Origin of the sequence: Planococcus sp. ANT_H30 (genome assembly GCF_008369335.1) — a bacterium.
In the GTDB taxonomy this organism is placed as follows: domain Bacteria; phylum Bacillota; class Bacilli; order Bacillales_A; family Planococcaceae; genus Planococcus; species Planococcus kocurii.
This window is the reverse complement of the sequence record NZ_VOBJ01000003.1, coordinates 271,819-298,532: the sequence shown is the minus strand read 5'-3', so window position 1 is coordinate 298,532 and position 26,714 is coordinate 271,819. Positions and strand designations below refer to the sequence as shown.

The window sequence follows — 26,714 nt, the reverse complement described above, 5'->3', positions numbered from 1 at the left end:
AACAGAGTGTCAATCGCAGTTAAATAATCTAGAATCACACACGGAAAATAGTTGGAAAAATCAGTTTAATGAGAGGAGGTTATTGACCGACATGACCGGAAGCTTTAATGTGAACGTAGAACATGCTGCGAAAGAACACGTGAAATCCAAAAATTGTAAAGCTAGGTGATAGGAATAAAACCAATTCTATCAACTGGCTTAGCGGATCAGTTCCATTAAGAATGAATCAGCTGTTACTTTTATGAATATCTCGATATTTTGACTAAATTATTTTACGCAAACTAGGAGGGATATCCATGACCATTTTAAGAACAGTTGACTTGACGAAGAGATTTGGGGATTTTACAGCGCTGGACAAAGTGAATATTCAAGTAGAAAAAGGTGAAGTTTACGGGTTTATCGGACCTAATGGATCAGGTAAGTCTACAACCTTGCGCATTTTGCTTGGCATTTTAAAAGCTACAGAAGGACGAACTGAAATTTTTGGTAAGGATTCGTGGAAAGATGCGGTGGAAATCCACAAGCGTGTCGCTTATGTTCCTGGCGACGTCAATTTATGGCCTAACTTAACAGGAGGAGAAGTTATCGATTTGTTTGTCAAACTGCGCGGAGGTAACAACCTGAATCGCCGACAGGACCTCATCGAAAAATTCGACTTAGATCCAACAAAAAAATGCCGAACGTATTCTAAAGGAAATCGGCAGAAAGTCGCGTTGATTGCAGCGCTGTCATCAGATGTAGATTTGTATATACTAGATGAACCGACTTCTGGTCTTGATCCTTTAATGGAGCGAGTTTTCCAGGAATACATTATCGAAGCGAAAACACAGGGGAAGAGCGTTTTATTGTCCAGTCACATCCTATCTGAAGTCGAAAAGCTTTGTGATAAAGTCGCGATTATTCGTGAAGGAAAAATCATTGAAACGGGCTCGTTAAACGAGCTTCGCCATTTAACAGGTTCGGTTTTGCTAGTGGAAACAAAAGAACGAATTCAAGATTTGGCAGGACTTAAAGGCGTGAGTGGCATTGAGCAGAAAGGAAATGCGTGGTCTTTCCACGTGGACACGCAAGAAATGGAGCATGTAATTCGGTATGTTAGTCAGTTCGGCGTAATTCGCATCGAAAGTTCACCGCCGACTTTGGAGCAACTATTTATGCGTCATTACGAAGGAGCCAGTAAACCGACAGGAGCAGGGGGCGGATTATAATGAAGCGACATCTTTTTGAAGGGACAGCAACGTTAATCCTTTTTATTCTCCGTCGCGATCGTCTGCGTCTACCTATCTGGTTGATATCGTTCGCTGCTGTCTCAGTCATTGTTTCCTTAGCTTTTGTTGGCTTGTATCAAACGGATGCAGAAAGGCAAGCGATGGCTGAAACGATGCGGAATCCTGCCATGACTGCGATGGTGGGACCAGGGTATGGGTTTAATGATTACACAATCGGAGCTATGACTGCTCATGAAATGCTTTTAATGACCGCGATAGTGGTCGGTTTAATGAACATTTTGCTCGTAATTCGTCACACACGCACAGATGAAGAAGATGGTCGCATCGAAATGATTCGCTCTTTGCCAGTAGGCCGACTATCGAATCTGTTGTCTATTTTACTGGTGTTGATCGGAGTCAATGTAGTATTGGCGCTATTGACTGCTGTTTCGTTAACGATGCTAGGTATAGAAAGTATGGGGTTTGAAGCATCGTTAGTATACGGTTCTGCTTTGGGCGCGAGCGGATTAATATTTGCTGGTGTGGCAGCTGTCTGTGCACAGCTATCTTCAAACGCTAGAACGACATTGGGATTGTCTTTTGTTGTTTTGTTGCTAGCCTATATCATTCGCGCTATCGGTGACGTGACAAATGAAACCTTGTCTTGGTTGTCGCCACTCAACTGGATTTTGCGAACAGAAGCTTACGTCAATAATTATTGGTGGCCAATAGGGTTAACCGTGACAGTTGCGTTGCTATTGATGGGATTAGCTCTGTACCTCAATTCAATCAGAGATCTCGGATCAGGCTTTTTGGCTTCACGGACAGGAAAAGAAGGAGCTTCAAAATTACTTCTCAGTTCGTTTGGGCTTGTTTTTCGGCTTCAGCGAACCGGTTTACTTGTATGGGGACTAGGTTTGCTACTCATCGGCATTTCTTATGGTTCAATTCTCGGTGATTTAGAATCGTTTTTTAATGAAATTGATATTATGCAACAAATGATTGTTCAGACAACGGGCTCTTCTTTGATAGAGCAATTCATTCCAATACTTATGGCGGTTATGGCGATTATAGGAAGCATTCCGGTATTAATGGCCATTCTGAAATTGAAAACAGAAGAAAAGAACGATCGACTCGAGCATATTTTGAGTCGTGCAGTTTCCAGAAACCACATAATGACTAGTTACCTAGCGATGGCCATTTTAACGGCAGTTGTGATGTTGAGTATCGCGCCTGTTAGTATGGGGCTGGTAGGAAATTTGGTAATGGCAGAAAATCTGTCACTCGCCATGTTTTACAGTTCGGCGATGGTTTATTTTCCAGCAGTTCTTGTTATGGTCGGGGTCGCGTCGCTGTTGCTTGGTTGGGCTCCTAAATGGACGAGTGTGGTATGGCTGTATTTACTGTTTTCTTTTATCGTCGTTTACATGGGCAACCTGTTTCGATTTCCAGACTGGGTAGAAAAATTAACGCCTTATGGTCATGTGCCTCAACTTCCGATTGAGGAGATGGACTATTTAACTGCAGCCATACTGATTTTGGTCGCCATTGGTTTCATTGTCATTGGCATGATTGGATTTAATCGGAGGGATATTGGGAAATAACAACGAATTGAAAGCAATAAAAGAAAGGGCTGTCCCAAAAGGTCACGAAAAACGACTTTTGAGGGCAACCCTTTTTCTCTGTCTTTTTTATTTTAGAGGATTATGAGACAGCCTCTTCTTACTGTTTTACAGGAGCAAAAACGCCGCAACAGGCCCTAGTAAGGCCCCAAGTACAGCACTTAAGGTCATGGCAACAGAGCTCATCGAAGCTTCTTGCTGACCGTATTCAAAGGCTTTTGCTGTGCCCATGCCGTGTGAGGAAGTACCGAGTGCGATGCCGCGACCGATTGCCGAATCGATATGCAACCAGTTTAAAAAGAACGGGCCGATAATATAACCGGTAAACCCTGCAACCATAACGAAAACCGCAGCTAGAGAAGGAATACCACCAAGGTCGCTTGCCACTTGCATCGCGACGGGTGTCGTCAATGATTTTGGTAAAACCGTCAAAATCAGTTGTTCTGAAAAATGGAATAGCTGAGTAAACAGTATTCCGCTCGTCATGCCAACTGCCACCCCTGCAATAATGCCTGAAAAAATAGGGAGTAAATTACTGAAAAGCAAACCGCGTTGTTTATAAAGAGGAATGGCTAACGCGACAACTGCCGGCCCTAAAAGTGTACCGATCCAGCTGCCACCTGTTAAATACGTATCGTAAGGGATGTTGCCGACTACCAATACAACCGATAGGATTGCTGTAGAAGCAAGTACTGGGTTCAATAGCGTTTTTTGATATTTCACATAAACAACATTCGTAAGAAAATAAACAGCAATAGTCAAGGCGGCAAAGAAAACAGCAATTAGATTAACTTCCATTATGAAGACGGCTCCTTTCGCGCGGCGATATATTGACTGACCCAGCCGGATACCGCGATGGTAAGAAACGTACTAACCATGACAATGGGAATTAGTAAAATTCCTTTTCCAGAAAACAGCTCTCCGTATTCAACGACACCAACAGTAGCAGGAATAAAATAAAGTGGTAAAAAAGCCAATAGAAAATGTGCACCTGAATCAATCCATTTTAGTGGAAAAACTTTAAGCATAAGAACAGCAAACAATAAAAGAAAACCAATAATACTGCCAGGCAGCGGAATGTTGAAGAGGGCTTGAATTGTTTCACCTAATAAATAAAAGCCAGTGATGGCGAAAAGCTGAAGAAAGATGTAGATGATTTTCAAAGAGAACGCCGCCTTCCGGTTAGTAATAAAAAACCCTGTTCTTTCCATAGTAAGTTATTTTACAGCATTTCATTTGAAAAGCGAGAGTAGAGGCTGTGTTTGTCTAATCAGATCAGAAATAACGATGCGAGAATCCAAGCTGTATTTTTTGTGGATAGTGTTAGAGTCATTTACCTTTCTTTATTGCGTTACGGTGCGCGTATATCCACATAGAGAAATATGATTTTTGATTATTTATACACTTAATAGTATAGATACTATATTGGAAGAATAACCCGAAAATGACAATTGACTAAATAGACGGAATTTAAAAACAACTTCCGTTGAAAAGCTTGCATTTTGGACTCAATGTTGTATTATTATTTTATGCAATATATCGTATACGTTTTAAAAAGAAGAAACGTGTTATATTGAAATTGTAAATACTAAAGACGAAACCATGGTTTTAATCTACAGGAGGAAATAGTAATGGACAGTAAGTTATCGTTTAAGTCTTATGCAGTAGTAGGGATGATGTTGTTTGCGCTGTTCTTCGGAGCAGGAAACTTAATTTTTCCGGCGCAGCTGGGACAATATGCAGGAACAAACGTATGGATCGCAATCTTCGGATTTTTGATTACTGGTGTCGGCTTGCCGTTACTTGGAATATTGGCAATTGGCTATTCGAAAAGCAATGATTTGCAGGATTTATCAAGCCGTGTGCATCCCGTTTATGGACTGATTTTCACGGCAATGCTGTATTTAACAATTGGACCTTTCTTCGCGTTACCAAGAACGGGTGCAGTTTCGTATGAAGTTGGAGTGGCTCCGTTTATTGGAGCAGGAAACGCAACGATCGGTTTGCTTATCTTCTCATTGATCTTTTTTGGCGTTTCACTTGTTGTGTCATTAAACCCAACAAAAATAGTTGATAGTATCGGAAAAGTTTTGTCACCAGCTATTTTGCTGACGTTGGGCGTTTTGTTGGTCGCCGCTTTTGTGAAACCAATGGGCAACCAAGAAGCACCACAACCGGTTTATAAAAGCGACGCTTTCTTTACTGGATTTACAGAAGGCTATAACACGATGGACGCACTTGCTTCTCTTGTGTTCGGAATTATTGTCATCTCGGCTGTTCGCAAAATGGGCGTGAATTCGCCTAAAGGCGTATTGATGGCTACCTTGAAAAGTGGCGTGGTTGCATCAGCTTTATTGGCAATTGTCTATACAGGAATTGCTTATTTAGGATCAACGAGTACAGCTACTTTAGGTCTTATGGAAACAGGGGGACCCGTACTCAGTGGGGCTTCTGATTATTATTTCGGAACTTTTGGTGCCATGTTGCTTGCTGTCATCATCATCCTAGCTTGTTTAACAACAGCGATTGGCTTGACAGTGGCAAACGCTGAATTTTTCCACAAATTAACGCCGAAAATCGGTTACAAGACGTATGTTGTGATTTTCTCTGTCTTTTCATTGGTCGTGACCAATGCGGGACTTGCGAACATCATTACCTATTCAATTCCTGTGTTAATGTTCTTGTATCCATTAGCGATTGTCTTGATCATCCTGGCGTTCTTGTCGCCGTTGTTCAGACATGCGCAACTGGTTTATGTATCGACAATCATTGTTACATTATTTATTAGTGTCATTGATGGATTGAAAACCTTAACTTCTTCAATCGGAGTCGACAATCCAGCATGGTTGCAGTCGATTATCGATTTTTACGCAGCTACGTTGCCATTATACAGTAACGGTCTTGGTTGGCTTTTGCCTGCGCTACTTGTTATCGCGATCACAACGGTTATTGCTCGGACCAAAAAAACTGTAAAAGTTCAATCGGCTCAGCATAACGCATAATTTTAAGCAATAATGGCGGGTCTGGTAAACCAGGTTTGCTTCTAAAATAAAAGCTGCATCAAAAGCGTCTATGCTTTTGATGCAGCTTTTTCTAATTAGTTTACAGAAGTTTTTCAGTCGACAACTCATCGATCGTACGAATCCAATTGGATTTCATAAGTTGTGTCACTTTAGTTGGATTTTTTTCTTTTAAGGTCTGGATAATTTCGACGTGCTCATCGTATGAGCTCTTAGTTAACATCAATGAATGATGAAAAAATTGTCGTCTTACATGAGACTGGAGACTGCTGAGGATTGAGTGGATATAAGGATTATCTGCAGCATCGACAATAATTTGATGAAACTCTTGATCGATTTTTAAAGCTGAAAAACCATTTTGGCTTTCAATGGCTTCAATAAATCGTTGGTTAGTTTCTTCGAGCAAACGAAAGACATGCTCGTCAAGATTAGGAATAGCAAGTTCTGCTGACAAGGCTTGCAAAACAGCGAGAGGTGGCAACAAGTCTTTGAGGTCCCCTTTTTTAATAGTAGTGACGCGTGTAGCTTTTCCTGGAAACATTTCTACAAACCCTTGAACTTCCAACAGCTGCAGCGCTTCGCGTATTGGAGTTCTACTTAAACTCAATGCTTGCGCCAATTCTGTATCGATTAATTTTTCTTCAGGCTGCAGCGTACCATCAATAATCCATTGCTGTAATTGAAGATAAGCACTTTCTTTAGCTGACACGCGGACTGGCTTAGCGTGATTAACTGGAATAGGCATTACAAGCTCCCCTTTTTACTGCGTAATAGATTCTATTATACAGTAATTGGCACCATCGACAAAATATTTCATGCAATATATCGGTAGATAGCATTAAAAAGTCTGGCTATAGCCGTTTGTTAGCTTCTAAATGGGGAATATGAAAACTAACAACAAGTCTATTACTGACGAGGAGGAATAAAGATGTTGTCATTTGTACCAAGCAAAGACATAGAAACAATCGCTATTGAATTCGAAGGAGCAGCCACATACCGGGATGCGATGAAAATTGATAAAATCATTCAAGAAAAATATGCGGATAAAGGAAAATTCAATATTTATGCCATTATAAGTGAAAGACAAGGCGCATCTTTTGAAGGACTAGAAGAAAGCATGAAAGTAAACATGGATGCATGGAATCATTTTCATAAATTTGCTGTAATCAGTTCCAGCCATATAAAAGAAAAGTCAGCAGAAATAGAAAAATTATTACCGAAACTCGAAGTGAAATATTTTACATTAGATGAAATGAACAATGCTTGGGACTGGATTCAGGAATAGAAAAAGCGTTTTGCATCTGTCATGCAAAACGCTTTTTGTAGTCTGAATCTGCTTTATGACTCTTCTATGCTAATTAAATCGGCTTTGACGATGTGGAATACGCTTAAGACAATCGTTTTCCCTTCGATATTTTCAACAGAAAAAAGACTCACCGAAACCCCTGGAAAGTGGTCTTCAAGAGGTCCTTCAACGCGGATGTTCTCCAGGTATTCCCCATTAGTTAATAGAATATTGTAAACATAAAACTTCTGCTTCATGGCAATTCCTCCTACTGAGTGTGTTGGAAAATTCACATGGCGAGGGTGGGAATCCGGTCAGCTATCGTATACACTAATTATAAAGCAAAACAGTGGTTGACAGATAGGATGAGAGATTATGAATTCGGAAATTTCAGTTAAAATAAACGATAAATTTAAGACAGGTTACGCTAACGGTTATCCTTTAGTGACGAAAGAAGCTTTAGAAAATGCAGAATTTCTCCAAACCGAAGGAAGTATTTTGAAACTTGTTGATAAACAAGGACGTTTTTTAGCAAAAGGCTATTACGGCTTACAAAATAAGGGGTATGGCTGGGTGCTGACCAATGATGAAAATGAAACTGTCGATCAAGCATTTATTGAACGCAAGTTGACGACTGCGATTTCTCGTAGACAAGCTTTTTTCAATAACTCAGAGACGACCGCTTTTCGCGTTTTTAATGGTGAAGGTGATGGTTTCGGAGGGTTGATCATTGATTATTACGACGGTTTTTATTTACTTAGCTGGTATAGTGAAGGGGTTTATACGTTTAAAGATCAAGTCATTGCCGCACTTCAAAATGTGACGGAATGCAAAGGCATTTACCAGAAAAAACGATTTGATACAAAAGGTCAGTATATCGAGGAAGATGATTTTGTTGCGGGCGAACGCGGTGAATTTCCGTTAGTCGTCAAAGAAAATGGTGTGAACTTTGCTGTTTACTTAAACGACGGAGCGATGACAGGAATTTTCTTAGACCAGCGTGATGTACGAAATGTGATCAAGCAAAAATACGCCAAAGGCAAAACAGTACTCAATACGTTTTCCTACACTGGCGCATTTTCAGTAGCAGCCGCACTTGGCGGAGCACGGAAAACGACGAGTGTCGATTTGGCGAAGAGAAGTTCTAGTAAAACGATTGAGCAATTCAGTGTGAATGGCATTGATTTTGAAAATCAGGATATTTTGGTTATGGACGTCTTTAATTATTTTAAATACGCTAAGCGAAAAGAATTAAGGTTTGATGTCGTGATTTTAGATCCACCAAGCTTTGCGCGTTCAAAAAAATACACGTTTAGTACGTCTAAGGATTATACGAACTTGATGAAAGAGGCAATCGCCATTACAGAAAAAAACGGCGTTATCGTTGCTTCGACCAATAGTGCTTCTTTTGGCATGAAGAAATTTAAAGGATTTATCGACAAAGCCTTTAAGGAACTTGGTGGAAAATACAGCATTGTTGAGGAATTCACATTACCTAGTGATTTCCGCGTGCACAAAGAATTTAAAGAAGGCAATTACTTGAAAGTTCTTTTTGTGAAACTAGGATAACGTAGAAAGGTTTCTTTATTCTAGCCTAGTTAACTAAGGAACGACTCATGGTTTGTGTCGAAATTTTGCGTACTTTTGTAGAAAGTTCCCGCGTTCTCCCGCTAATCCCTGTACAGCGTTCCCCTTTCGCTTTTATAATGAAAGCAGAATGCGAGGGATAGTTCATGTTTAAAAATGCGTTAAGCACATTTCGTTTTATGGGCGTAGTTGAAGGCGGTTCACTGCTAATCTTGCTGTTTATTGCGATGCCGTTAAAATATTTTTTTGATTTTCCAGAAGCGGTTAGCGTGATTGGACCGATTCACGGGGCTTTGTTCAGTATGTATATTTTAATTACCATTTATATGACGTTTGTTTTTAAATGGCCGTTCCGTTTTTCTGTAGGTGCCGTTGTTTCAGCATTCGTGCCGTTTGGTAATTTCATTTTAGATAAACGCCTTGAAAATTGGCAACAGCTGAAAACTTTAGCTGCCTAAACACCGATTTTATAAATGGAAACACCTGTGGAATTTTTCTGCAGGTGTTTTTAGTGTATGTAGAACAGCTATAAGTTTTCTGTAATAAACTAGTGAAGAACTAGAGTAACTTCGCTTCATGCGACTGACAGAACAGGGGCTCCTATGATGAAAAAGAACGCTAAAGAAAAGAGTTTAAAGCCGTTTATTTCGCTATTGTTGACATTGAAAATCCCGAAACTTGCGCTAGCTATTGGTTTGACGGCTAGTCTGATTACTACGCTTGTTGGACTTGTGGTACCGTTATTAACAAAAAATCTAGTTGATGGTTTTTCCCTTAATGACTTAAGTGTTCCGTTGATTGTTGGAATCGTTGCGGCTTTTATTGTGCAAGCTGTCATTAATGGCATTTCGATTTACTTGCTCAGCATGGTCGGACAACGAGTAGTCGCTGGCTTGAGAGAGCGCATGTGGGCAAAATTGATCCGCTTGCGTGTCCGTTATTTTGATCAGCATTCCAGTGGAGAAACGGTAAGTCGAGTTGTCAATGATACGGGAATTGTTCGGAATTTAATCACGGATCATTTCCCTTCTTTCGTTACCGGCATTATTTCTATAATTGGGGCAGTAATTATTTTGGTCATTCTGGACTGGAAAATGACGCTTCTGATGATGTTGTCGGTTCCGCTAACAGTTGTCGTTATGGTACCGCTAGGCCGCCAAATGGCCAAAATTTCTCGTAGCTTACAAGACGAGACTGCTCATTTTACGGGGCATGTGCAACAAACTTTGGGTGAAATTCGGTTGATGAAATCTTCAACGGCTGAACATACAGAAGAAACAAAAGGTGTACAAGGCATCCATAAATTGTTTGCGCTTGGTATGAAAGAAGCCAAAATTTACGCATTGATTGCACCGTTAATGTATTTGGTCGTCATGGTCGTTATCGTATCAATCATCGGCTACGGCGGAATTCGTGTAGCAAATGGGGAAATGTCGACAGGTTCGCTCGTTGCATTTTTATTGTATTTATTTCAAATTATTGTTCCGATGGCGACTTTCGCGCGCTTTTTCACAGAGCTTCAAAAAGCCAAAGGTGCGACAGAACGCATTATCGACATTTTAGAATTGCCATTAGAAGAACAACAGCCAAAATCAACTTTAGATATTGCCGGGAAATCGTTACAAATTAATAAGTTAAGTTTTTCTTATGGGGAAGGAGAGCCCGTTCTAGCTAATATCTCATTTGAAGCACAACCCGGTGAAATGATTGCATTTGCAGGACCAAGTGGTGGTGGAAAGACTACAATTTTTGGGTTGATTGAACGCTTTTACGAACCACTGTCAGGTGAGATTTTGATAGGGAACATGCCAATCGATGAAATTTCAATCACGTCTTGGCGAGATCAAATCGGTTATGTGTCGCAAGAAAGTGCTATGATGGGTGGCACCATTCGCGAAAATTTAACGTACGGATTGCCAAACTCGGCAGCAATTTCAGCTGAAGAATTGTGGCAAGTTGCACGTATGGCTTATGCGGAAGATTTCATACGTGGCTTTGCTGATGGACTGGATACAGAAGTCGGGGAACGCGGCGTTAAGTTATCCGGCGGTCAGCGTCAACGAATTGCCATTGCCCGAGCTTTTTTACGCGATCCCAAAATTTTGATGATGGATGAAGCGACAGCGAGTTTAGATAGTCAGTCAGAAGGCATTGTTCAACAGGCCTTAAGTCGCTTAATGGAAGGGCGGACTACTTTGGTTATCGCTCATCGACTGTCGACAATTGTGGATGCGGATAAAATTGTTTTTATTGAAAAAGGGCGTGTTACCGGAATTGGAACTCACCAAGAACTAATAGCGAGTCACGCGCTGTACCGCGATTTTGCCACACAGCAACTAACTTGATTAACCTGCTTGACCTTAACGTAACGTCAAGGTGTAGGGTAGATTCATTAGGAGGTGGAGAAATGGACTATACCGTGCAAAAGTTGGGGGAGTTAGCCGGAGTTAGCACGCGGACTTTGCGTTATTACGATGAAATTGATTTATTGAAGCCGTTAAGAAAAAATGCGTCCGGATATCGAATTTATGGCGCGCGGGAAGTCGATAAGCTGCAGCAAATTTTATTTTACCGCGAACTCGGATTGAGACTGGAACAGATAAAGAACATCGTTAATGACTCTGGCTTCGATAGTGCCAAAGCTTTAAAAGCACACCGGGAAACACTTCTCGCGAAACGGCTGCAATTGGATCTCTTGATTATCAATGTGGAAAAAACCATTTCCACGAAAAAAGGAGAGAGCATGATGGGGGACAAAGAGAAATTTCAAGGCTTTCAGCAAAAACGTGTGGACGACAACGAACAGCAATATGGCAATGAAATACGCAGTAAATATGGTGATAGTCTAGTCGATCAATCGAATGCCAACATGTTAGGGATGGGCGAAGAGAAGTTTCTGGCGTTTAAAAGTTTAGAGCAGCAAGTATTAAACAGCTTGGCAAACGCTATCGAAACGAAAGACCCGTCGAGCGACGCGGCTCAGCAAATGGCTGCGTTACATCGCCAGTGGTTAAACTTTACGTGGCCGTCCTATAGCAAGAAAGCGCATAGAGGACTCGCAGAGATCTATGTGGCAGACGAGCGATTTGCTGCGTATTACAACAAAGTAAACCTTGGAGCCGCTGAATTTTTGAGGGACGCCATTGTGGTTTATACATCACCAGAAGAATAAAAATTTGTTCAAGTGCAGGCAGCCGAGACTTAATAGGCTGCCTGCATTTTTTATGTTGCGATTGGTTTAGAGCGGAGCTTTTGTTTTTGCTGCGCATCTCTAAATTCTACTGAACGTGCATAAACTTTCTTGGACGTGCGTAAACTCTACTGAACGTGCGTAAATTTTCTTGAACGTGCGTAAACTCTTCTGAACGTGCGTAAATTTTCTTGAACGTGCGTAAACTCTATTGAACGTGCGTAAACTCTACTGAACGTGCGTAAATTTCTTGAACGTATGTAAACTCTTCTGAACGTGCATAAACTTTCTTGAACGTGTGTAAACTCTATTGAACGTGCATAAATTTTCTTGAACGTGCGTAAACTCTACTGAACGTGCGTAAACTCTTCTGAAATGGAAGCAAGTCGGACCGCCTCGGATTTTCCATTTACGAAATCTTTACACTCTTGTCACAGCCACTTCATAAGCACTTGTTATACTAAAGCCAATTAAACAGCTGCCAACGATTTATGTTAATCGAAAAGGAGAGGTTTGTATGCACGGGAATCAAAAGAAAGCACCAATTGTCAAAGTCATGTCTTTTAACATTGCTCATGGGTTGGGGATGGATGGAGTCGTCGATTTGGAGAGGACCGCAGGAGTTATCGAGGAATCCTGTGCGAACATTATTGCCTTGCAGGAAGTTGACCGTTATTTTTCTGCTCGCAGTTCATTTGTGGACCAAGTAGAGTGGTTGAGCAAAAGACTTGGCATGCATGCGGCTTACGGAGCTAATATGAGTTTTGCACCTGAAGATTCAGAACGTCCGAATCATCAATATGGCAATGTCATTTTGAGTAACTACCCAATCAAATACGTCGAAAATCATTTATTGACTCAAGTTCCGTGTCCATTTGGAAATAATGAACAACGGGGTCTGTTAGAAACCATCATTGAAGTGGAAGGTAGTTATTTGAGTGTATTTAATACCCATTTAGCGCTGAAAGATGAAGAGCTAGCAGTTAGTGTTGATGAAATTTTGACCCTTACAGAAAAAAGCCGCTTTCCACAAATTCTTGTTGGGGACTTTAATGCCCCACCTTCGAACGGTTATATGCAAAAACTCAACAGCCAGTTCAACGATGCTTTTTTGACAATGAAAAGAGGCGATGCCTACACATATCCCTCTCCTTACACAAATAAAGAAACAGCTGAGATTTTGTCTCCGGCAATACGAATCGACTATATTTTTTCAGATAGCGCTATTGATGTCGTACAGGTAGCCGTTATTGAGACGGCCGTTTCCGATCATATGCCGATTGTAGCGGATATGGTCCTGACTGGTGCGACAGTACACAGTAAAGATGGTTTGCAAAAAGAACGGGCAAAGGTCTAAACAGTCAAACTTCAGCATATATGATGAAAAAACCGGAAGCTCTCTATTGGAGAGCTTCCGGTTTTTGATGTCCGTAAATTTGATGGTCTGCTAGATCGCGTCTGCATAACTTGACGAGTAAATACACCAGTGGCGTATCGGCTGCAGCCACGAGCCATTTGAATGCATATTGTGTCACAATCATGCCAAGTAATACACTAGTTGGCAAAGTGCCATAAAAAGCGATGGTGATGAAAATGCTCGTATCGACCAATTGGCTGACCATTGTTGAGGCATTATTGCGAAGCCACAACTTGGAATGACCATGTTTTTCTTTCAGTTTATGGAAAATAGTGACGTCCAGGTTTTGACTAATAAAGTAAGAAACGAGACTGGCTACAGTAACACGAAAACCTGCAGAAAAGATGGTTTCGAATGATTCTTGATTCGTAAAAAAAGAAGCAGCTGGCAAATGAATAGCAAGAAAAATAAACGCCAGTGCACAAAGCTGTGTAACAAATCCTGCTGTAACGGTTTGTCTTGCAGCTTCTTTGCCATATACTTCTGCAATCGTATCTGTGATCGGGAAAGTGAAAACATAGACGATGACAGCAGCCGGTAAAACAGCCCATTCGCCGATACTGAATAATTTCACCGCGAGTATATTCGATAAGATTAACAAGCCGACAAATGCGCCGTTCAAATAAAGTAACATTTGCTGAGCTCCTTATCGATTGGTAATCGTTTCGGGATTCATGTCGTGATTCATCATCCGGTACGATGCCATTTCTTCGTATTTTGTTCCAGGTTGGCCATAGTTTGTGTAAGGATCAATCGACAAACCGCCACGTGGCGTGAATTTTCCCCAAACTTCGATATACCGAGGATCCATCAATTTGATTAAATCATTCATAATGATGTTAACAACATCTTCATGAAAATCTCCATGATTGCGGAAACTGAATAAATAAAGCTTCAGTGATTTGCTTTCGACTAATGTTTTGTCGGGAATAAAGCTCAAGTAGATCGTAGCGAAATCGGGTTGCCCAGTTTGCGGACAAAGGGAAGTAAACTCAGGACAATTAAATTTCACAAAATAATCACGGCTGTGCAGATTGTCGATGGGTTCTAAAATGTCTGGATCGTATTCAAATTTATACTTGGTGTTTTGATTGCCAAGCAATTCTAAATGCTCGAGCGTGTCTTCGTTTCTTCCTGCCATAAAAACGGCCTCCTTTTAGATGCCCGGTTAGGAAGAGGGTTATAAAAAACGGACAAAAGAAAAAGCCAAATCGCATGTGGATTTGGCTGAGTTTCGACAATCCATAGTTTTTTATAGAGGGTGAAATGCTATGAACCTCTCCCGTTGCCGGGGTATTTACTTTTTACTCATCTATCGTATAAGACTTACTATGCGTTGTCAATCGACCAAATTTGTTAACATATTAGCAACAGCCAAAGGAGAGGATCGCATGGGGCATGATCATGATCATTTTGAAACAGTTAGAAGCGGCAATAAAAAAGCTTTATCTATCGCACTTATCATAACAGCCGGCATCATGTTGCTAGAGTCTTTCGGCGGACTCTTCACAAACAGTTTGGCTTTAATTGCAGACAGCGGTCATATGTTGTCGGATACGGTTTCACTGGTACTGAGTTTGTCAGCTATTTGGTTTGCGGGAAGAGCAGCGTCTGCTAACAAAACCTATGGCTACTACCGTTTTGAAATTCTTACCGCCTTTATTAATGGTATTACGTTATTTGTTATGGCAGGTTTTATCATTTATGAAGCTGTCCAGCGTTTATATGAGCCTGCGGAAGTTCAAGGAGGTTGGATGCTAGTCATTGCGTCAATTGGTCTTGCTGCTAACGTATTGAGCGCGTGGGTGTTAAACCGTGGTGCCGATGTTCAAGGCAATCTTAATATGAAAAGTGCTTATATGCATATTATCGGAGATGCGCTTGGTTCAGTAGGCGCCATAGTAGCGGGCATGCTTATTCTGTTATTTGACTGGACGATAGCGGATCCGCTGATTTCGGTCGCTGTTGCGTTATTGATTTTGCGGAGCGCCTGGGGCATTCTTCAAAATAGCATTCATATTTTGATGGAGGGAACACCTGAGACGATTGATACGCAGCAAGTGAGAGAGCGGCTGCTTGAAATCGAAGGTGTGTTAGACGTTCATGACCTTCACGTGTGGACGATTACATCTGGCATGGACTTGTTTACATGCCACATTGATGTCGATGTCAATATACAAGAGCAAAAGGTTCTTCAAGAAGCTTTGAAATTGGTTTATGATGTGTGCGGAATTGAACATGCCACCATCCAAATTGAAAAAACCGACACTGTACACGACTCACTAAAGGTATAAATTTAAAAAGAGTGGATTATCTGTTAATTTCTCTATCATTGACGGATAGCATCCATATTTTTCATGGTAAACTAAAGGTAAAAGATAGGCAGAAAGGAGCGACAAGAATGGCAGGCGAACAGTATGGATTACAAAAGCAATCAATAGAATGGGTGAAAAGCCAACTAAACGAGCAAGTAGAAATCATCGACGTTGATCCGCTGACGGGCGGAACCTCTTCAAAGCTATTTGAGCTAACTGTCAAAGAGAACGATCAAGTGCTTTCTTACGTTCTGCGACTTTTTCATAAAGCCGATTGGTTGGAAAAAGAGCCTGATTTAGCAAGACATGAAGCAGATAGCCTTCAGTACGCTGAGCAGTCCGGCCTTCTTGTCCCTCACTTAATCGCTTATGACGAAACCGGACAAGAAAATGGCGTGCCTGCAGTATTCATGACAAAAGAGTCTGGCTCTGTCGTACTTCAACCAACTCATGATAACAACTGGACAGATCGACTGGCAGCGGCTTTGGCAGAGTTGCATCAAATAAAGGCAGAAGACTTTCCATACGAATATTTTTCTTATAACGATGCGTTCTTACTTGAAAAGCCGACGTGGTCCAAAGTTCAAAACGATTGGATGCGAGCTTTTTACATTGTTTCTGGAAACCGTCCTAAAGTGCGGGAGTGTTTCATTCATCGAGATTTCCATCCAGCTAATGTGCTGTGGGAAAACGGCGAAATTAGTGCTATCGTAGACTGGGTCAACGCATGTCGAGGGCCCGCAGGAATCGATGTTGGCCATTGCCGTGTCAACCTAGCTCAGATGTATGGAATTTCTGTTGCTAATGAGTTTCTGGCAGCGTATCAGCGGCATGCTGGGAATCTATTTGTTTACGATCCGTATTGGGATCTGGTTTCACTAATAGACACCTTAAATGGATCACCTACTGTGTACCCGGGGTGGAAAGCGTTCGGTATGAAAGGATTGTCTGACGAGTTGGTACGACATCGATTAGATGATTATTTATTAAGTCTTTTGGATCGATTTGATGACTTTTAAGTCCTCCTGCTAAAAGAGTCAGTATCATTTCAGGTTTGATTTCCCCGATAAAGGCAATATAACAATAAGTGAGTTTTTTGAGGAGGAAATTGGATGACAGATGAACAACTAAAGAAATTGAAAAAGCAATTAGTAGAACAAGTAGAATCACTAGAAGAACGCGTAGAGCATACAGAAGAGTTTGAGACGACCGAGCTCTCAAACTACGATAATCATCCTGCTGACAATGCCACAGATTTATACGATCAAGAACGCGGTCTGGCGATGACTCAGTTTAAAGAAGAAGAATTAGCAGACGCTAAAGCAGCTCTAGCTGCAATTGAAGACGGTAGCTACGGGACGTGTTCAGTGTGTGGCAAAGAAATTCCGTTTGAACGATTGGAAGCATTGCCAACCGCGTTGACTTGTATCGATCACGCAGATCAACATCCGGATTTGGAAAGTCGCCCATCTGAAGAAGATGTTCTACAGGCTTCCACAGCACAGCCTGTCAAAAAAGAAGACGATGGCATTCGAGACTACCAAGATAGTTTTGAAGATGTAGAGGATTTTGGCTCGTCGGATACACCGCAAGATCAACCAAGCGAAGATTCACAAGATTTTTTCAAAGACGATAAATAAAACGATCCCCTCCTGCCGTTAGGCAAGGAGGGGATTTAAAAAACAGCACGATTTCCCGGGAAATAACAGCTAGGGGGTTAAGTATGGATAGATTGAAAGAAGAAATTTATAGGCTTGAATGCAGCCACTTGGAGCAAGAGTGTTGGGTTTCAACCGATAAGTTAAGTGAAGTGCTGGACGATGAGTTTTTTGAATTTGGCAGTTCTGGAGGTCTTATTAAACGTCAGGATTTTGAAGGGGATTTTCCATCAAATCCCGACCCAATGGCTATTCATTTTTTCGAAATGCACAAATTAGGTCCAGATGCTGTGCTGACCACGTACCAAATAACCAACTTAAAGACGGGAAAGCTGACGAACCGGAGTTCTGTCTGGAAAAAACGAGAAAATGGCTGGAGATTATTTTTCCATCAAGGAACAGTTTCAGCTAGCAACGTGTTTGAATAAAGAAAGAATAGGCTATTCACATAACAGAACTATTTTGTCGAAGGAGGAATTTTTCATGGAACATGCCATCGTATTATTTGATGGAGACTGCAATTTTTGCGATTCAAGCGTTCAATTTATCATCAATCATGATCCCGCTGGCTATTATCAGTTTGCTTCGTTGCAAAGTGAGATTGGCCAAGAACTTTCAAGGAAATTCAAAGTACCGGGAGATGTCGATAGTTTAGTATTGATCAAGGATGGACAGGCGTTTGTGAAATCTGAAGGGGCTTTAATGATTTCGCATCACTTAACAGGTCTCTGGAAATTGGCGCATTACTTGAAACCATTTCCACGAGTAGTTCGTGACGGCGCGTATGACATTATCGCTAAAAATCGGTATAAAGTATTCGGCAAGTTGGATAGCTGCATGCTGCCCCCTCCTCACATACGCAAACGATTTCTGGACAAATAATAGAACAAGCCCGAATCCGGTAATCCTCGGGTTCGGGCTTTCTTAGGAATAGAAAATCTCAGTAGAAATTGGATATTCGCCAATAGTGACTGGCAGTAGGTCCTGCCATAAAAGCGAGACCTTCACTTTCTTTTTGATGAATGGCCGTCCATTCGTGGTTATCTTCAAACTTCAAATAAACTTCGTGATTGGGCGATTGATCATGTACGCCAATAATGTCATACGTGCCATTTTGATAAAAATCAGCTGATAGTTCGTAATCAATGTTTGGTGACGTTGTGAGTGGGTTTCCTACGCAATGCGTTAAGGTGATGACCATTTTTTGTTCGATTTCTGCTGCTTTCTCTAATTCAATTTTTTGAGAGGAAGCAATATCAGCTTTGCTAAAATTTTTTCGCCAATTGTATCCAATGGTGGGTCCTATGTGCTTGTCCCATACCAATGTCGGACTTTGGTTAAAGTTAATAGTAAGATTGACTTGAGACCGGTAATGCGGTGACTCAGCGTCAAAGCTTCGTCCATCCCCTTGAAAATAGGCAAAAGGGGACAAGAGATTAGGGTTTTTCAATAAGGTATCTGGCAGAAAAGTAGTATAGCGTAATTGCCAGGCTGGGACTAGTTGAGTCGATTCTTTATTGGACAATAAAGAATCGAGAGAAGCAATTTTTTTAGTCAGCCAAAAGTCTTCTGTTGCTGCTTTTTTTTGCGGAGATTTTTGGTGTAAACTATTAAAAAACTTATTTAACGCAATTTTTTTGTCGCTAACCTTTTTTTGAGACTTTACGATTGGACGGTTGCCACGAATCCAGTAAGTTGCTTCTTCGTTCATCGAAACTTGTCGGTCCGTGTACTGATTTTTTTCAACGGTTTCAATAAATGCTCCATTGCGATAGATATCATAAGCCGTAATGCCAACAATTTTTCCCCAAGCTAAAGAAATACGACTGTTAGAAACAATGGTCGTTAAAACTAACTCTGCTAAACGATTGTTGCTGTTCATTTGTCGTTTTTCTGTTGCTGTTTGTAGCTTGATTTTATCTACCCAGTGTCCTGACGCATCTAGGCGTTCAAGTGTATAGGTATACAAGTGACCTTCTTTTAATCCTTCATCTTTAAAGCGATTTTGAGTGCCGGTATAAACCATTTGCCCATCTCGCTTTACGCGGCAAACGTCCTCGGTCGCTGTCCATCTGAAATAAATGAATGTATTGGATTGTTCCAATACAAGAATATCTAATCCGTTTTCCATATTTACACCTCCACATGCTATTGTTAGGCATATACCCTTTCAACAATAAAAATGAACCTTTTTAGAAGAGAATAAATAACCATCATACCGGAAAGCTGTTAATGGCAAGGTCGGTAAAATTACGTACAGAATGAGCAAAGCGGATAGGGGGAACAGCAATGGAAACTGCGCATGAAGCAAAAGGTTTTGGTAACTTTGATGATGCAGCTGCCTATATTTTGCAGTTGCTAAGCAAGCAAATTGGCATTAATTCCTTATTTATTGCTAAAAATGATGGCGAGACAAATAAGATTATTAAAGCACATAATAGCAGTAAGAGCCTTGTAGAAGAAGGGAGTTCGATGCCACTCCCTCAGTCTTACTGCAGTTTGAGCATAAATCACGGACCTACTCCGTTAATCATAGAAGATGTTTCAGCAAGTGAGTTAACTCGTTCGATGGCTATTACAAAAAACTATGGTCAAGGTACATTCGTCGGCGTTCCAGTTTATTACAGCGATCGTACGGTTTATGGTACGATTTGCGGACTAGATGATCAATCCCATAAACTTTCTGAGGAAGACCTTTCTACTTTTGAAATGATGTCGACTTTATTGACCTATGTATTAGAACTTGAGAAAGCCAATCAGCAAATTCAAACACTGACTGCGCCTATCGTGCCAGTAACTAAAGGTGTAGCAATCGTTCCTGTTATAGGTGAAATTACAGCTTCGCGTGCAGAAGTTATCATCAAGCACGTACTTGGAAAATGTAGCCAAGAATCTATGGATTATTTGATTATCGATGTTTCAGGTGTCTTACAAATCAACTCTACTGTTGGGGAATACTTACTAAAATTGGTTAATATCCTGAAAGTAATTGGTGTCACGCCGGTTATTACGGGAATTCAGCCTTTTATGGCGTTAAAAGTGCCACATTTTGCGGCTGCACTAAAAGGGGTCATGATTGAAGCTAATTTAGAGACAGCTTTAAAACAGCTTGGGTTCGTACTGATAAAAGAGTGCAAAGAAAAATCAGACTCTCATTGAGGAGGTCTGATTTTCTTCGTCCTATTTGACTGCAATACGTAGTTAAATGAGTTGCTCGCAGCCTAATTTTCTTTATCAAAGAAAACGTGTTTGAGTTCCCACGAATCGTCTATTTCTAATAAACCAAAAGAATATTGTTGCTGCCTGCGCTTATCGGTTGGTGAGCCAGGATTAAATAATGTCACACCATCAACTTCTCGTATGACGGGTGTATGGGAATGTCCGAAAACGATAATGTCCACATCGTCATCGCTAAACGTGTCATAAGCTTGCTGTTCGGTCGGTTTACGGTCACTGTCACCGTGAACGACTCCGACTTTCAAGTCTCCGAAGGTAAAAATCTTTTTGCGGCCAAACTTTTCAAGAATGTCCCACGGATCGACATTGCCAGTGACGCCATCAATTTCAGCATAAGCTGCTAATTCATGATAGACATCCATCGTTTGCCAATCACCTGCGTGAATGATAAAGTCAGCTTCTTGGCATGCATCCACCAGTTGCTGAGGTAGTTTTTTAGCGCGAAATGGAATATGTGTATCTGAAACAATAACAATCTTCTTCATCTGAACGCCTCCAGTCAGTATCTTCTGTTTACTTTACCAAACAAATGCCTCATCGTCGAAACCTAGCTACTCAATCTGAAGTTTAAGATAGAGTGTCTAATGAGAAGTAAAAAAGAAATATATATGTTGAACTAATAAACCTATAGTAGTCGATATTCCGCAAAACAGCTCGCTTGCCGGGGGCTCGCGCTGAACTAACTCGGGCTAAACGCCCGAGTGGATTTCAGCACTTCGCTTGCTCCCCAAGGCGTCTTCGCTATTTTGCTCCATCTCTTCAGAGACACTTCCCAGCAAAGGCTTGTCCATAGCGACGAAGCGGCATATTTGTTAGATTCTTTAATTCAACCTATATAGTAAAGAAAATCCACAACCTAAAAAAACTACGAGACCAGTCTCGAAGCAGCTTTTAATATCGGAATTTTTGAGGGGCAGCAACTATTGGAGGAGAGAAATGATATGGAAAACAACAGAAAAGTGGTTTGTTACATTGCTACGAGTGTAGATGGATATATTGCAACAACAGAAGACTCACTGGACTGGCTGTTCAAAGCAGCGGAAGGACAAGAAGGAGATATGGGTTACGCTGAATTCATAGCTACCATTGATACGGTAGTGCTAGGACGCAGAACGTATGATTGGGTAATGGCAGCGGAAAATGGTCAATTTCCTTATCAAGATAAAATGAGTTATGTTTTTACATCAACAGTTGCTGAGGAACATGCATTTGTCACGTTTACAGATCAAACGGTTTCAGACTTTGTAAAAGCACTCAAAGAAAAGTCAGGGAAAGATATTTGGGTAGTTGGCGGTAGCGGGTTGCTTCATAGTTTCGTCGAAGAAAACCTAATTGATGAATGGATCATTTCCATCGCCCCGGTATTACTTGGCAAAGGTATTCCGTTATTCAAAGAGGTCAATGTGGAATCCTCTCTGAAGCTCAAATCGGTAAAATCGTATGGAGACTTTGTACAGCTTCATTATAAAAAATTATAAGCAAAACAGGTATCTGAGAAATTTTCAGATACCTGTTTTGCTTTAAACATTCGTTTTTCGATTTCGTAAGAGAAAAGAACTAATGTTTAGCAGGAGAAAGCACCTTTTTTTATAAAAAAATCAGTATCTTATTCATTTTGACTAGTTATCAATAAATTTAAAGTAGTTACGTTGGATTGAATTCATATAATTACAATTATATACTATTAAAAAGAGTCGTTTGTTGATTCTTGGAATTGAAGGGAGAGAAAGTATGAAAAATTTTAAAGCACTATTGTTTGCTTTGTTTACGGTTTTATTTTTAGGTTTTTCTCAAACGTCTGTGGAAGCACATTCGCCAGATTTACACGAAGGTGTTTCTGGACAAGATGTAAAAGAACTACAATCTACATTAGGGAAATTAGGTTATTTCCATACGACAGCTACAGGTTATTATGGTTCTGTAACTAAAAATGCAGTTATGCAGTTTCAGCGTGACTTTAATGTCTCAGCTACGGGCTTTACGGGACCGTTAACACGTAAAAAAATAACAGAAGTTGAGATGATGGCACGTGTTGTAAATGGAGAAGCACGAGGAGAGAGTTATACCGGACAAGTTGCGGTAGCAGCTGTTATCCTAAATCGTATCGACTCTTCTGCGTTTCCAAACAGTATAGATCAGGTTATTTTCCAACGTAATGCGTTTACTGCCATAAATGATGGGCAGTATAATTTGAAACCGAGTGCATCGTCTTACCAGGCTGTAAAGGCTGCGGTGAAGGGATCTGACCCATCACTTGGTTCAACTTATTACTATAACCCGAGCGGTGTTACGGATACATGGATTTTCTCACGCACGACGATTACGAAAATCGGTAAGCATGTATTTGCAAAATAGTTTTGAGAATCGCCCTGGTTTTTACGGGGCGATTTTTTTTGAGGTGAATAACAGGGCAGAAAAGGGTTATACTGAGAAAGAACAATGAGAGGTGGAATTTAAATGTCTGAAAAAAACGTGCAGCAATTGCCGCCGAAAACTTGTAGCATCGAAAGACTCGTAACGAACAAGCAGGATGTCGAAAAGGTTCTGCTTGGTCAGAAATCGGCGACACGCCGGAATGGTCGTTATGCAGATGTAGGAGAAATCATGGTGCTAAACGATAAGAAATTCTTAGTAAATCACGTCTACCAACAAACACTTGGTGAGTTAACAGATGAACTAGTGGCACGAGAAGGATATGCAAGTGTTGAGGAATACAAACAATCAATACTGTCTACTCACGCAGGTATGCCGTGGTTACCTCAAATGACTGTTTGGGTTCACGAATTTCATTTGATGGAAGAGTAACTGCAACATGTACTCGCTCATATTATTCGCTCATATTTTAAGTGCGGTGCTATCTATTGGACCATTCTTTGTCCTTCTTCCTCTAGTTAAGCGAATGGAGACAGCCTCTGGAGATGTTCTTCAGTCGCATATCGTAACTTTTAAATCAGCGACACGCCTCGTTAAGCATGCAGGTCATGTATTGGTTACAACAGGCGTTCTGCTAATTTGGCAAGGACCGTGGGGCTGGGGAACTTCATGGATTTTAGGTACACTGGCTGTTATGGTCGGATCTGTTTTTTTCTTGGCACGTGCGTTCACGCCGACTCTGCGCAAATTTGGCAATGAAAAATTCAACCACTTGCAGTTAGTTAAGAAGTTACATCGTTCATTATGGATTTATATTTTCTTGTTGTCATTGATGCTATGGTTCATGGTCGACAAGCCGAATTTCTGGTAACGAAAAAGACGGGGCTGTCCCAAAAGTCATGAAAAATGACTTTTCGGGGCAGCCTTTTTTTGTATGGATGAGAAATGGCTGATGTCCATTCCGACGGACGCTTTCCGCGGGCACGGCCTCAGCCGTTCTAAAACGAAAAAAGGATACAAAAAATCGTCCATTTCTGTAAAGTGGGAGTTACCACACCACCATTGGAGAAAGGACGATTTTGATGTGCAATCCGAAGATTACTTCCCAAATGATAACCCTGAACAAACTGTATTTCCACGCGCTCGTCTTGTTGTGATTCCAATGATTAAATCCAGAATTGTCTAAATGATTCCAGCTTATAGTTGACAAATCACTGTGGATTTAATACGATAAGCACAACCTTTTTTGTGCGGATTACGGTTGAAGGTGTCGGGAGCGACACCGCCGAAGTCTAGTTGAGCAGAGCATAGTAGAGCTAAATCGATGAGTAAGAAGAGTAGCGCAGATCAACCTCTCAAAGAGAGTCAGTGGCAGGTGGAAACTGACGGGGTGTCTGGGTGAATGGACTTATGAGTGATTCTTTGAACAAGCAGTAGAAGAATCCGTTTCCCCACGTTATCAGGGATCAAGTGAAGGCTTTGTCAGCTTTAACATGAGGTGGTACCGCGGTGATTCCGTCCTCTGCAAGGAACAGTTCTGTTCTTGCAGAGGGCTTTTTTGTTTTAAAAGAGAGTAAAACGTGCAGCAAGGTCTGCGTTTTTAAGAAATGGAGCTGAGTTGAGATGAGTAAAGAAATGAAAATGAGAAAAATTGATGGGGACTCTTTAACACCGATTGCTGTGTTTAACCGACTAGTTGGGGAACGTAAATGCCTGTTAGAAAGTTCGTTAAAAACAAGTGTTACGGGTCGTTATTCGTTTATCGGAGCAAATCCGTCTGTTGGTTATATTGGTCACGGTCAACAATTGCGTGAAATTGATTTTCGAACAGGCGCTGAGAAAATCTACGAGGGAAAACCATTAGAGTTGATCAAAGCACGAATGCCTCGTTACGAAGCAGAAGTAGAGGGACTGCCTTTTACAGGAGGGGCCCTTGGATATATCGGTTATGATGCGATTCAAGTGTATGAACCAATCAAAGCACCAAAAGAAGATAGCTTGCAGATGCCGGATATTCATTTACAAATCTATGAAACCATTGTGGTGTTCGATCACGTAAAAAATGATGTGACCATTTTAACGTTTGAAGACAAGCTTGATGAAATTGAACAACAATTAGCCATTCCTGAACAAGCGGCTATGGCAGTAAATCAGGAATCACTACAATTCGACTCCAAAACGAGTGATGCTTTTTTCCGTAAACAGGTAGAACAAGCAAAAGACCATATTCGTAAAGGTGATGTTTTTCAATTGGTTTTGTCGCAGCGCTTAACGGCAAGTTACAAAGGAGATGCCTTTGCGTTATACCGGAAATTACGCAAACAAAATCCATCTCCCTATCAATTCTTTATTGATTTTGATGGCTATGCAATTGTCGGTGCGTCACCTGAAAGTTTGTTAACAATCCGGGGCAGCCACATGATAACCAATCCGATTGCTGGCACACGAAAACGCGGTGAGACCGACCTTGAGGACAATCGATTGGCAGAAGAACTAGCTAGTGACGAAAAAGAGCAAGCAGAGCATAAAATGCTAGTAGACCTCAGCCGCAACGATGTAGGACGTGTCGCACAAATTGGAACTGTAGAAGTACCGAAATATATGGTTATTGAAAAATACCAACACGTGATGCATCTGGTGTCGGAAGTAACAGGACAGCTGGATAAAAAAATGCACCCATTAGATGCTTTAGTATCCTGCTTGCCTGCGGGGACGGTGTCAGGCGCTCCGAAAGTACGCGCTATGCAATTGATACAAGAATTTGAAGAAGAGCGTAGAGGAGTCTACGGGGGAGCTATTGGCTACTTAGGATTTAATGGCAATCTAGATGTCGCACTGGCAATTCGTACTTTTGTCGTTAAAGATGGAATGGTCCATGTCCAAGCAGGGGCAGGCATTGTCTTTGATTCAGACCCACAAGCAGAGTATGAGGAAACGCTTCATAAAGCGCGTTCACTCACGGAGGTGTTCGGATGATTCTGTTAATCGATCATTATGATTCTTTTACTTATAATATTTATCAAGCTGTTGCTGCTATGGGAGTGGAAGTAGAAGTGGTCCGTTCCGATGTGTTAACACTGGAGGAAATTAAAGCCAAAAACCCGAAAGCAATTATTCTTTCACCGGGACCTGGTCACCCACTGGAATTGCCTGAATCGATTAAACTAATTCAAGAGGTGCACCAATCGATTCCAATTTTAGGGATTTGCTTAGGGCAGCAACTAATTGGAGCAGCATTTGGCGGAAATGTTGTCGAAGCACCATTTATCCGACATGGTAAAGTGTCTCAAGTATCACATGTTCGGCAAGGGTTGTTTAAGAATATGCCACTGCCACTACCGGTCATGCGTTATCATTCACTTGTATTAGAGCCCGAAACTTTGGCTGATTGTTTAGAGGTACAAGCGCGGGCACTCGATGACGACACGATTATGGCTGTTAAACATCGGGACTATCCGGTTTATGGAATCCAGTTCCATCCAGAGTCGATTGGTACGCCGGACGGGGTAGCATTGATGAAAGAATTTGTTATACAGGTCCATGAGGAAGTAGCGAGTCGTTTATAGAACACATGAAAAGAGGCTGTCCCAAAAGTCATGAAAACATTATTTTCAGGGATAGCCTCTTTTGGCAATTGTCAGAAAGGGCTGATGTCCATTTCGACGCACGCTTCGCGGGCACAGCCTCAAGCCATTCTAAACTTAAATCAGGAGATAAAAAACCGTCCATTTCTGTAAAACGAAAGTTCCCATACACTCCTTACAGAAAGAACGATTTTTATGTGAAATCTGAAGCTAACTTC

General features: G+C 41.2%; 30 protein-coding genes, 1 riboswitch and 1 other annotated feature. Of the genes, 22 read left to right on the top strand and 8 right to left on the bottom strand.

Features of this window, described 5'->3' with window-relative positions:
• The first annotated feature begins 296 nt into the window (after window positions 1-296).
• Both FQ085_RS09910 and FQ085_RS09905 read left to right on the top strand, forming a co-directional pair.
• Window positions 297-1,208 (top strand): ABC transporter ATP-binding protein, encoded by a 912-nt coding sequence (locus tag FQ085_RS09910; RefSeq protein WP_058386631.1) that lies wholly within the window; start codon window positions 297-299, stop codon window positions 1,206-1,208.
• A complete protein-coding gene (locus tag FQ085_RS09905) occupies window positions 1,208-2,812 on the top strand; it encodes an ABC transporter permease (protein WP_149456499.1) in 1,605 nt (534 codons plus the stop codon). The genes FQ085_RS09910 and FQ085_RS09905 overlap by 1 nt, the downstream gene beginning before the upstream one ends.
• 126 nt (window positions 2,813-2,938) lie before the next feature.
• On the opposite strand, the gene FQ085_RS09900 is transcribed toward FQ085_RS09905, so the two are convergent.
• A complete protein-coding gene (locus FQ085_RS09900) occupies window positions 2,939-3,628 on the bottom strand; it encodes an LrgB family protein (protein WP_058386629.1) in 690 nt (229 codons plus the stop codon).
• Window positions 3,628-3,993, bottom strand: coding sequence for a CidA/LrgA family protein (locus tag FQ085_RS09895; protein WP_058386628.1), 366 nt, complete (start codon window positions 3,991-3,993; stop codon window positions 3,628-3,630). The genes FQ085_RS09900 and FQ085_RS09895 overlap by 1 nt, the downstream gene beginning before the upstream one ends.
• A 468-nt stretch (window positions 3,994-4,461) precedes the next feature.
• Here FQ085_RS09895 and brnQ point away from each other — a divergent pair, with 468 nt between their 5' ends.
• Window positions 4,462-5,832 (top strand): branched-chain amino acid transport system II carrier protein, encoded by a 1,371-nt coding sequence (brnQ, locus tag FQ085_RS09890; RefSeq protein WP_149456498.1) that lies wholly within the window; start codon window positions 4,462-4,464, stop codon window positions 5,830-5,832.
• Window positions 5,833-5,932: 100 nt separating this feature from the next.
• Here brnQ and FQ085_RS09885 read toward each other — a convergent pair whose 3' ends face one another.
• Window positions 5,933-6,595, bottom strand: coding sequence for a GntR family transcriptional regulator (locus FQ085_RS09885; RefSeq protein WP_058386626.1), 663 nt, complete (start codon window positions 6,593-6,595; stop codon window positions 5,933-5,935).
• A 183-nt stretch (window positions 6,596-6,778) separates the two neighbouring features.
• On the opposite strand from FQ085_RS09885, the gene FQ085_RS09880 reads away from it, so the two are divergent.
• A complete protein-coding gene (locus FQ085_RS09880) occupies window positions 6,779-7,135 on the top strand; it encodes a SpoIIAA family protein (RefSeq protein WP_149456497.1) in 357 nt (118 codons plus the stop codon).
• A gap of 53 nt (window positions 7,136-7,188) precedes the next feature.
• Here FQ085_RS09880 and FQ085_RS09875 read toward each other — a convergent pair whose 3' ends face one another.
• Complete coding sequence (locus FQ085_RS09875; RefSeq protein WP_058386624.1) at window positions 7,189-7,392, bottom strand: hypothetical protein; 204 nt, start codon at window positions 7,390-7,392, stop codon at window positions 7,189-7,191.
• Window positions 7,393-7,510: 118 nt separating this feature from the next.
• Between FQ085_RS09875 and FQ085_RS09870 the strand changes: the two genes are divergently transcribed.
• From FQ085_RS09870 to FQ085_RS09850, 5 genes are all read left to right on the top strand, one after another.
• Window positions 7,511-8,704, top strand: a complete 1,194-nt coding sequence (locus FQ085_RS09870; RefSeq protein WP_078080065.1) for a class I SAM-dependent rRNA methyltransferase — start codon at window positions 7,511-7,513, stop codon at window positions 8,702-8,704.
• Window positions 8,705-8,868: 164 nt separating this feature from the next.
• The gene (locus FQ085_RS09865) at window positions 8,869-9,180 is read left to right on the top strand and encodes a DUF3817 domain-containing protein (protein ID WP_058386622.1); all 312 of its coding nucleotides are present in this window, start codon (window positions 8,869-8,871) and stop codon (window positions 9,178-9,180) included.
• A 147-nt stretch (window positions 9,181-9,327) separates the two neighbouring features.
• On the top strand, window positions 9,328-11,067 hold the full coding sequence (locus tag FQ085_RS09860) for an ABC transporter ATP-binding protein (RefSeq protein WP_149456496.1): 1,740 nt from the start codon (window positions 9,328-9,330) through the stop codon (window positions 11,065-11,067).
• 62 nt (window positions 11,068-11,129) lie between these two features.
• Complete coding sequence (locus FQ085_RS09855; protein ID WP_149456495.1) at window positions 11,130-11,894, top strand: MerR family transcriptional regulator; 765 nt, start codon at window positions 11,130-11,132, stop codon at window positions 11,892-11,894.
• A gap of 535 nt (window positions 11,895-12,429) precedes the next feature.
• A complete protein-coding gene (locus tag FQ085_RS09850; protein WP_071153390.1) occupies window positions 12,430-13,269 on the top strand; it encodes an endonuclease/exonuclease/phosphatase family protein in 840 nt (279 codons plus the stop codon).
• A 43-nt stretch (window positions 13,270-13,312) separates the two neighbouring features.
• On the opposite strand, the gene FQ085_RS09845 is transcribed toward FQ085_RS09850, so the two are convergent.
• Both FQ085_RS09845 and queF read right to left on the bottom strand, forming a co-directional pair.
• Window positions 13,313-13,963, bottom strand: a complete 651-nt coding sequence (locus FQ085_RS09845; RefSeq protein WP_149456494.1) for a queuosine precursor transporter — start codon at window positions 13,961-13,963, stop codon at window positions 13,313-13,315.
• 12 nt (window positions 13,964-13,975) lie between these two features.
• Window positions 13,976-14,470 carry a preQ(1) synthase gene (queF, locus tag FQ085_RS09840; RefSeq protein ID WP_058386617.1) on the bottom strand — a complete coding sequence of 165 codons (495 nt, stop codon included), beginning with the start codon at window positions 14,468-14,470 and terminating at the stop codon, window positions 13,976-13,978.
• 97 nt (window positions 14,471-14,567) lie between these two features.
• A riboswitch (PreQ1 riboswitch) is annotated at window positions 14,568-14,615 on the bottom strand.
• A 105-nt stretch (window positions 14,616-14,720) separates the two neighbouring features.
• On the opposite strand from queF, the gene FQ085_RS09835 reads away from it, so the two are divergent.
• The 5 genes from FQ085_RS09835 to FQ085_RS09815 all read left to right on the top strand — a co-directional run bounded on the left by FQ085_RS09835 (window position 14,721) and on the right by FQ085_RS09815 (window position 18,184).
• Window positions 14,721-15,623 (top strand): cation diffusion facilitator family transporter, encoded by a 903-nt coding sequence (locus tag FQ085_RS09835; RefSeq protein WP_149456493.1) that lies wholly within the window; start codon window positions 14,721-14,723, stop codon window positions 15,621-15,623.
• Between the two features lie 107 nt (window positions 15,624-15,730).
• The gene (locus tag FQ085_RS09830; RefSeq protein ID WP_149456492.1) at window positions 15,731-16,663 is read left to right on the top strand and encodes a phosphotransferase family protein; all 933 of its coding nucleotides are present in this window, start codon (window positions 15,731-15,733) and stop codon (window positions 16,661-16,663) included.
• Window positions 16,664-16,756: 93 nt separating this feature from the next.
• Window positions 16,757-17,284, top strand: coding sequence for a TraR/DksA C4-type zinc finger protein (locus FQ085_RS09825; RefSeq protein ID WP_058386614.1), 528 nt, complete (start codon window positions 16,757-16,759; stop codon window positions 17,282-17,284).
• 83 nt (window positions 17,285-17,367) lie between these two features.
• Window positions 17,368-17,730 carry a nuclear transport factor 2 family protein gene (locus FQ085_RS09820; RefSeq protein ID WP_149456491.1) on the top strand — a complete coding sequence of 121 codons (363 nt, stop codon included), beginning with the start codon at window positions 17,368-17,370 and terminating at the stop codon, window positions 17,728-17,730.
• Between the two features lie 55 nt (window positions 17,731-17,785).
• Window positions 17,786-18,184 carry a thiol-disulfide oxidoreductase DCC family protein gene (locus FQ085_RS09815; RefSeq protein ID WP_058386612.1) on the top strand — a complete coding sequence of 133 codons (399 nt, stop codon included), beginning with the start codon at window positions 17,786-17,788 and terminating at the stop codon, window positions 18,182-18,184.
• A gap of 58 nt (window positions 18,185-18,242) precedes the next feature.
• Here FQ085_RS09815 and FQ085_RS09810 read toward each other — a convergent pair whose 3' ends face one another.
• Window positions 18,243-19,433: a hypothetical protein gene (locus tag FQ085_RS09810; protein WP_149456490.1), complete on the bottom strand. Its 1,191-nt coding sequence runs from the start codon at window positions 19,431-19,433 to the stop codon at window positions 18,243-18,245.
• Window positions 19,434-19,591: 158 nt separating this feature from the next.
• Here FQ085_RS09810 and FQ085_RS09805 point away from each other — a divergent pair, with 158 nt between their 5' ends.
• Complete coding sequence (locus tag FQ085_RS09805; protein ID WP_149456489.1) at window positions 19,592-20,461, top strand: STAS domain-containing protein; 870 nt, start codon at window positions 19,592-19,594, stop codon at window positions 20,459-20,461.
• Window positions 20,462-20,523: 62 nt separating this feature from the next.
• On the opposite strand, the gene FQ085_RS09800 is transcribed toward FQ085_RS09805, so the two are convergent.
• Window positions 20,524-21,024: a metallophosphoesterase family protein gene (locus FQ085_RS09800; RefSeq protein WP_058386609.1), complete on the bottom strand. Its 501-nt coding sequence runs from the start codon at window positions 21,022-21,024 to the stop codon at window positions 20,524-20,526.
• Between the two features lie 456 nt (window positions 21,025-21,480).
• On the opposite strand from FQ085_RS09800, the gene FQ085_RS09795 reads away from it, so the two are divergent.
• The 7 genes from FQ085_RS09795 to FQ085_RS09765 all read left to right on the top strand — a co-directional run bounded on the left by FQ085_RS09795 (window position 21,481) and on the right by FQ085_RS09765 (window position 26,478).
• Complete coding sequence (locus tag FQ085_RS09795) at window positions 21,481-22,017, top strand: dihydrofolate reductase family protein (protein ID WP_058386608.1); 537 nt, start codon at window positions 21,481-21,483, stop codon at window positions 22,015-22,017.
• Window positions 22,018-22,270: 253 nt separating this feature from the next.
• A complete protein-coding gene (locus FQ085_RS09790) occupies window positions 22,271-22,894 on the top strand; it encodes a cell wall hydrolase (protein WP_058386986.1) in 624 nt (207 codons plus the stop codon).
• Window positions 22,895-22,996: 102 nt separating this feature from the next.
• A complete protein-coding gene (locus FQ085_RS09785; RefSeq protein ID WP_058386607.1) occupies window positions 22,997-23,344 on the top strand; it encodes an ASCH domain-containing protein in 348 nt (115 codons plus the stop codon).
• A gap of 7 nt (window positions 23,345-23,351) precedes the next feature.
• Complete coding sequence (locus FQ085_RS09780; protein ID WP_058386606.1) at window positions 23,352-23,783, top strand: hypothetical protein; 432 nt, start codon at window positions 23,352-23,354, stop codon at window positions 23,781-23,783.
• 63 nt (window positions 23,784-23,846) lie between these two features.
• A complete protein-coding gene (locus FQ085_RS09775) occupies window positions 23,847-24,098 on the top strand; it encodes a hypothetical protein (RefSeq protein WP_149456488.1) in 252 nt (83 codons plus the stop codon).
• 129 nt (window positions 24,099-24,227) lie between these two features.
• Window positions 24,228-24,438: a binding site (T-box leader), on the top strand.
• A 97-nt stretch (window positions 24,439-24,535) separates the two neighbouring features.
• Complete coding sequence (gene trpE, locus FQ085_RS09770; RefSeq protein ID WP_058386605.1) at window positions 24,536-25,888, top strand: anthranilate synthase component I; 1,353 nt, start codon at window positions 24,536-24,538, stop codon at window positions 25,886-25,888.
• Window positions 25,885-26,478, top strand: coding sequence for an anthranilate synthase component II (locus tag FQ085_RS09765; RefSeq protein ID WP_058386604.1), 594 nt, complete (start codon window positions 25,885-25,887; stop codon window positions 26,476-26,478). The genes trpE and FQ085_RS09765 overlap by 4 nt, the downstream gene beginning before the upstream one ends.
• Window positions 26,479-26,714 lie beyond the last annotated feature (236 nt).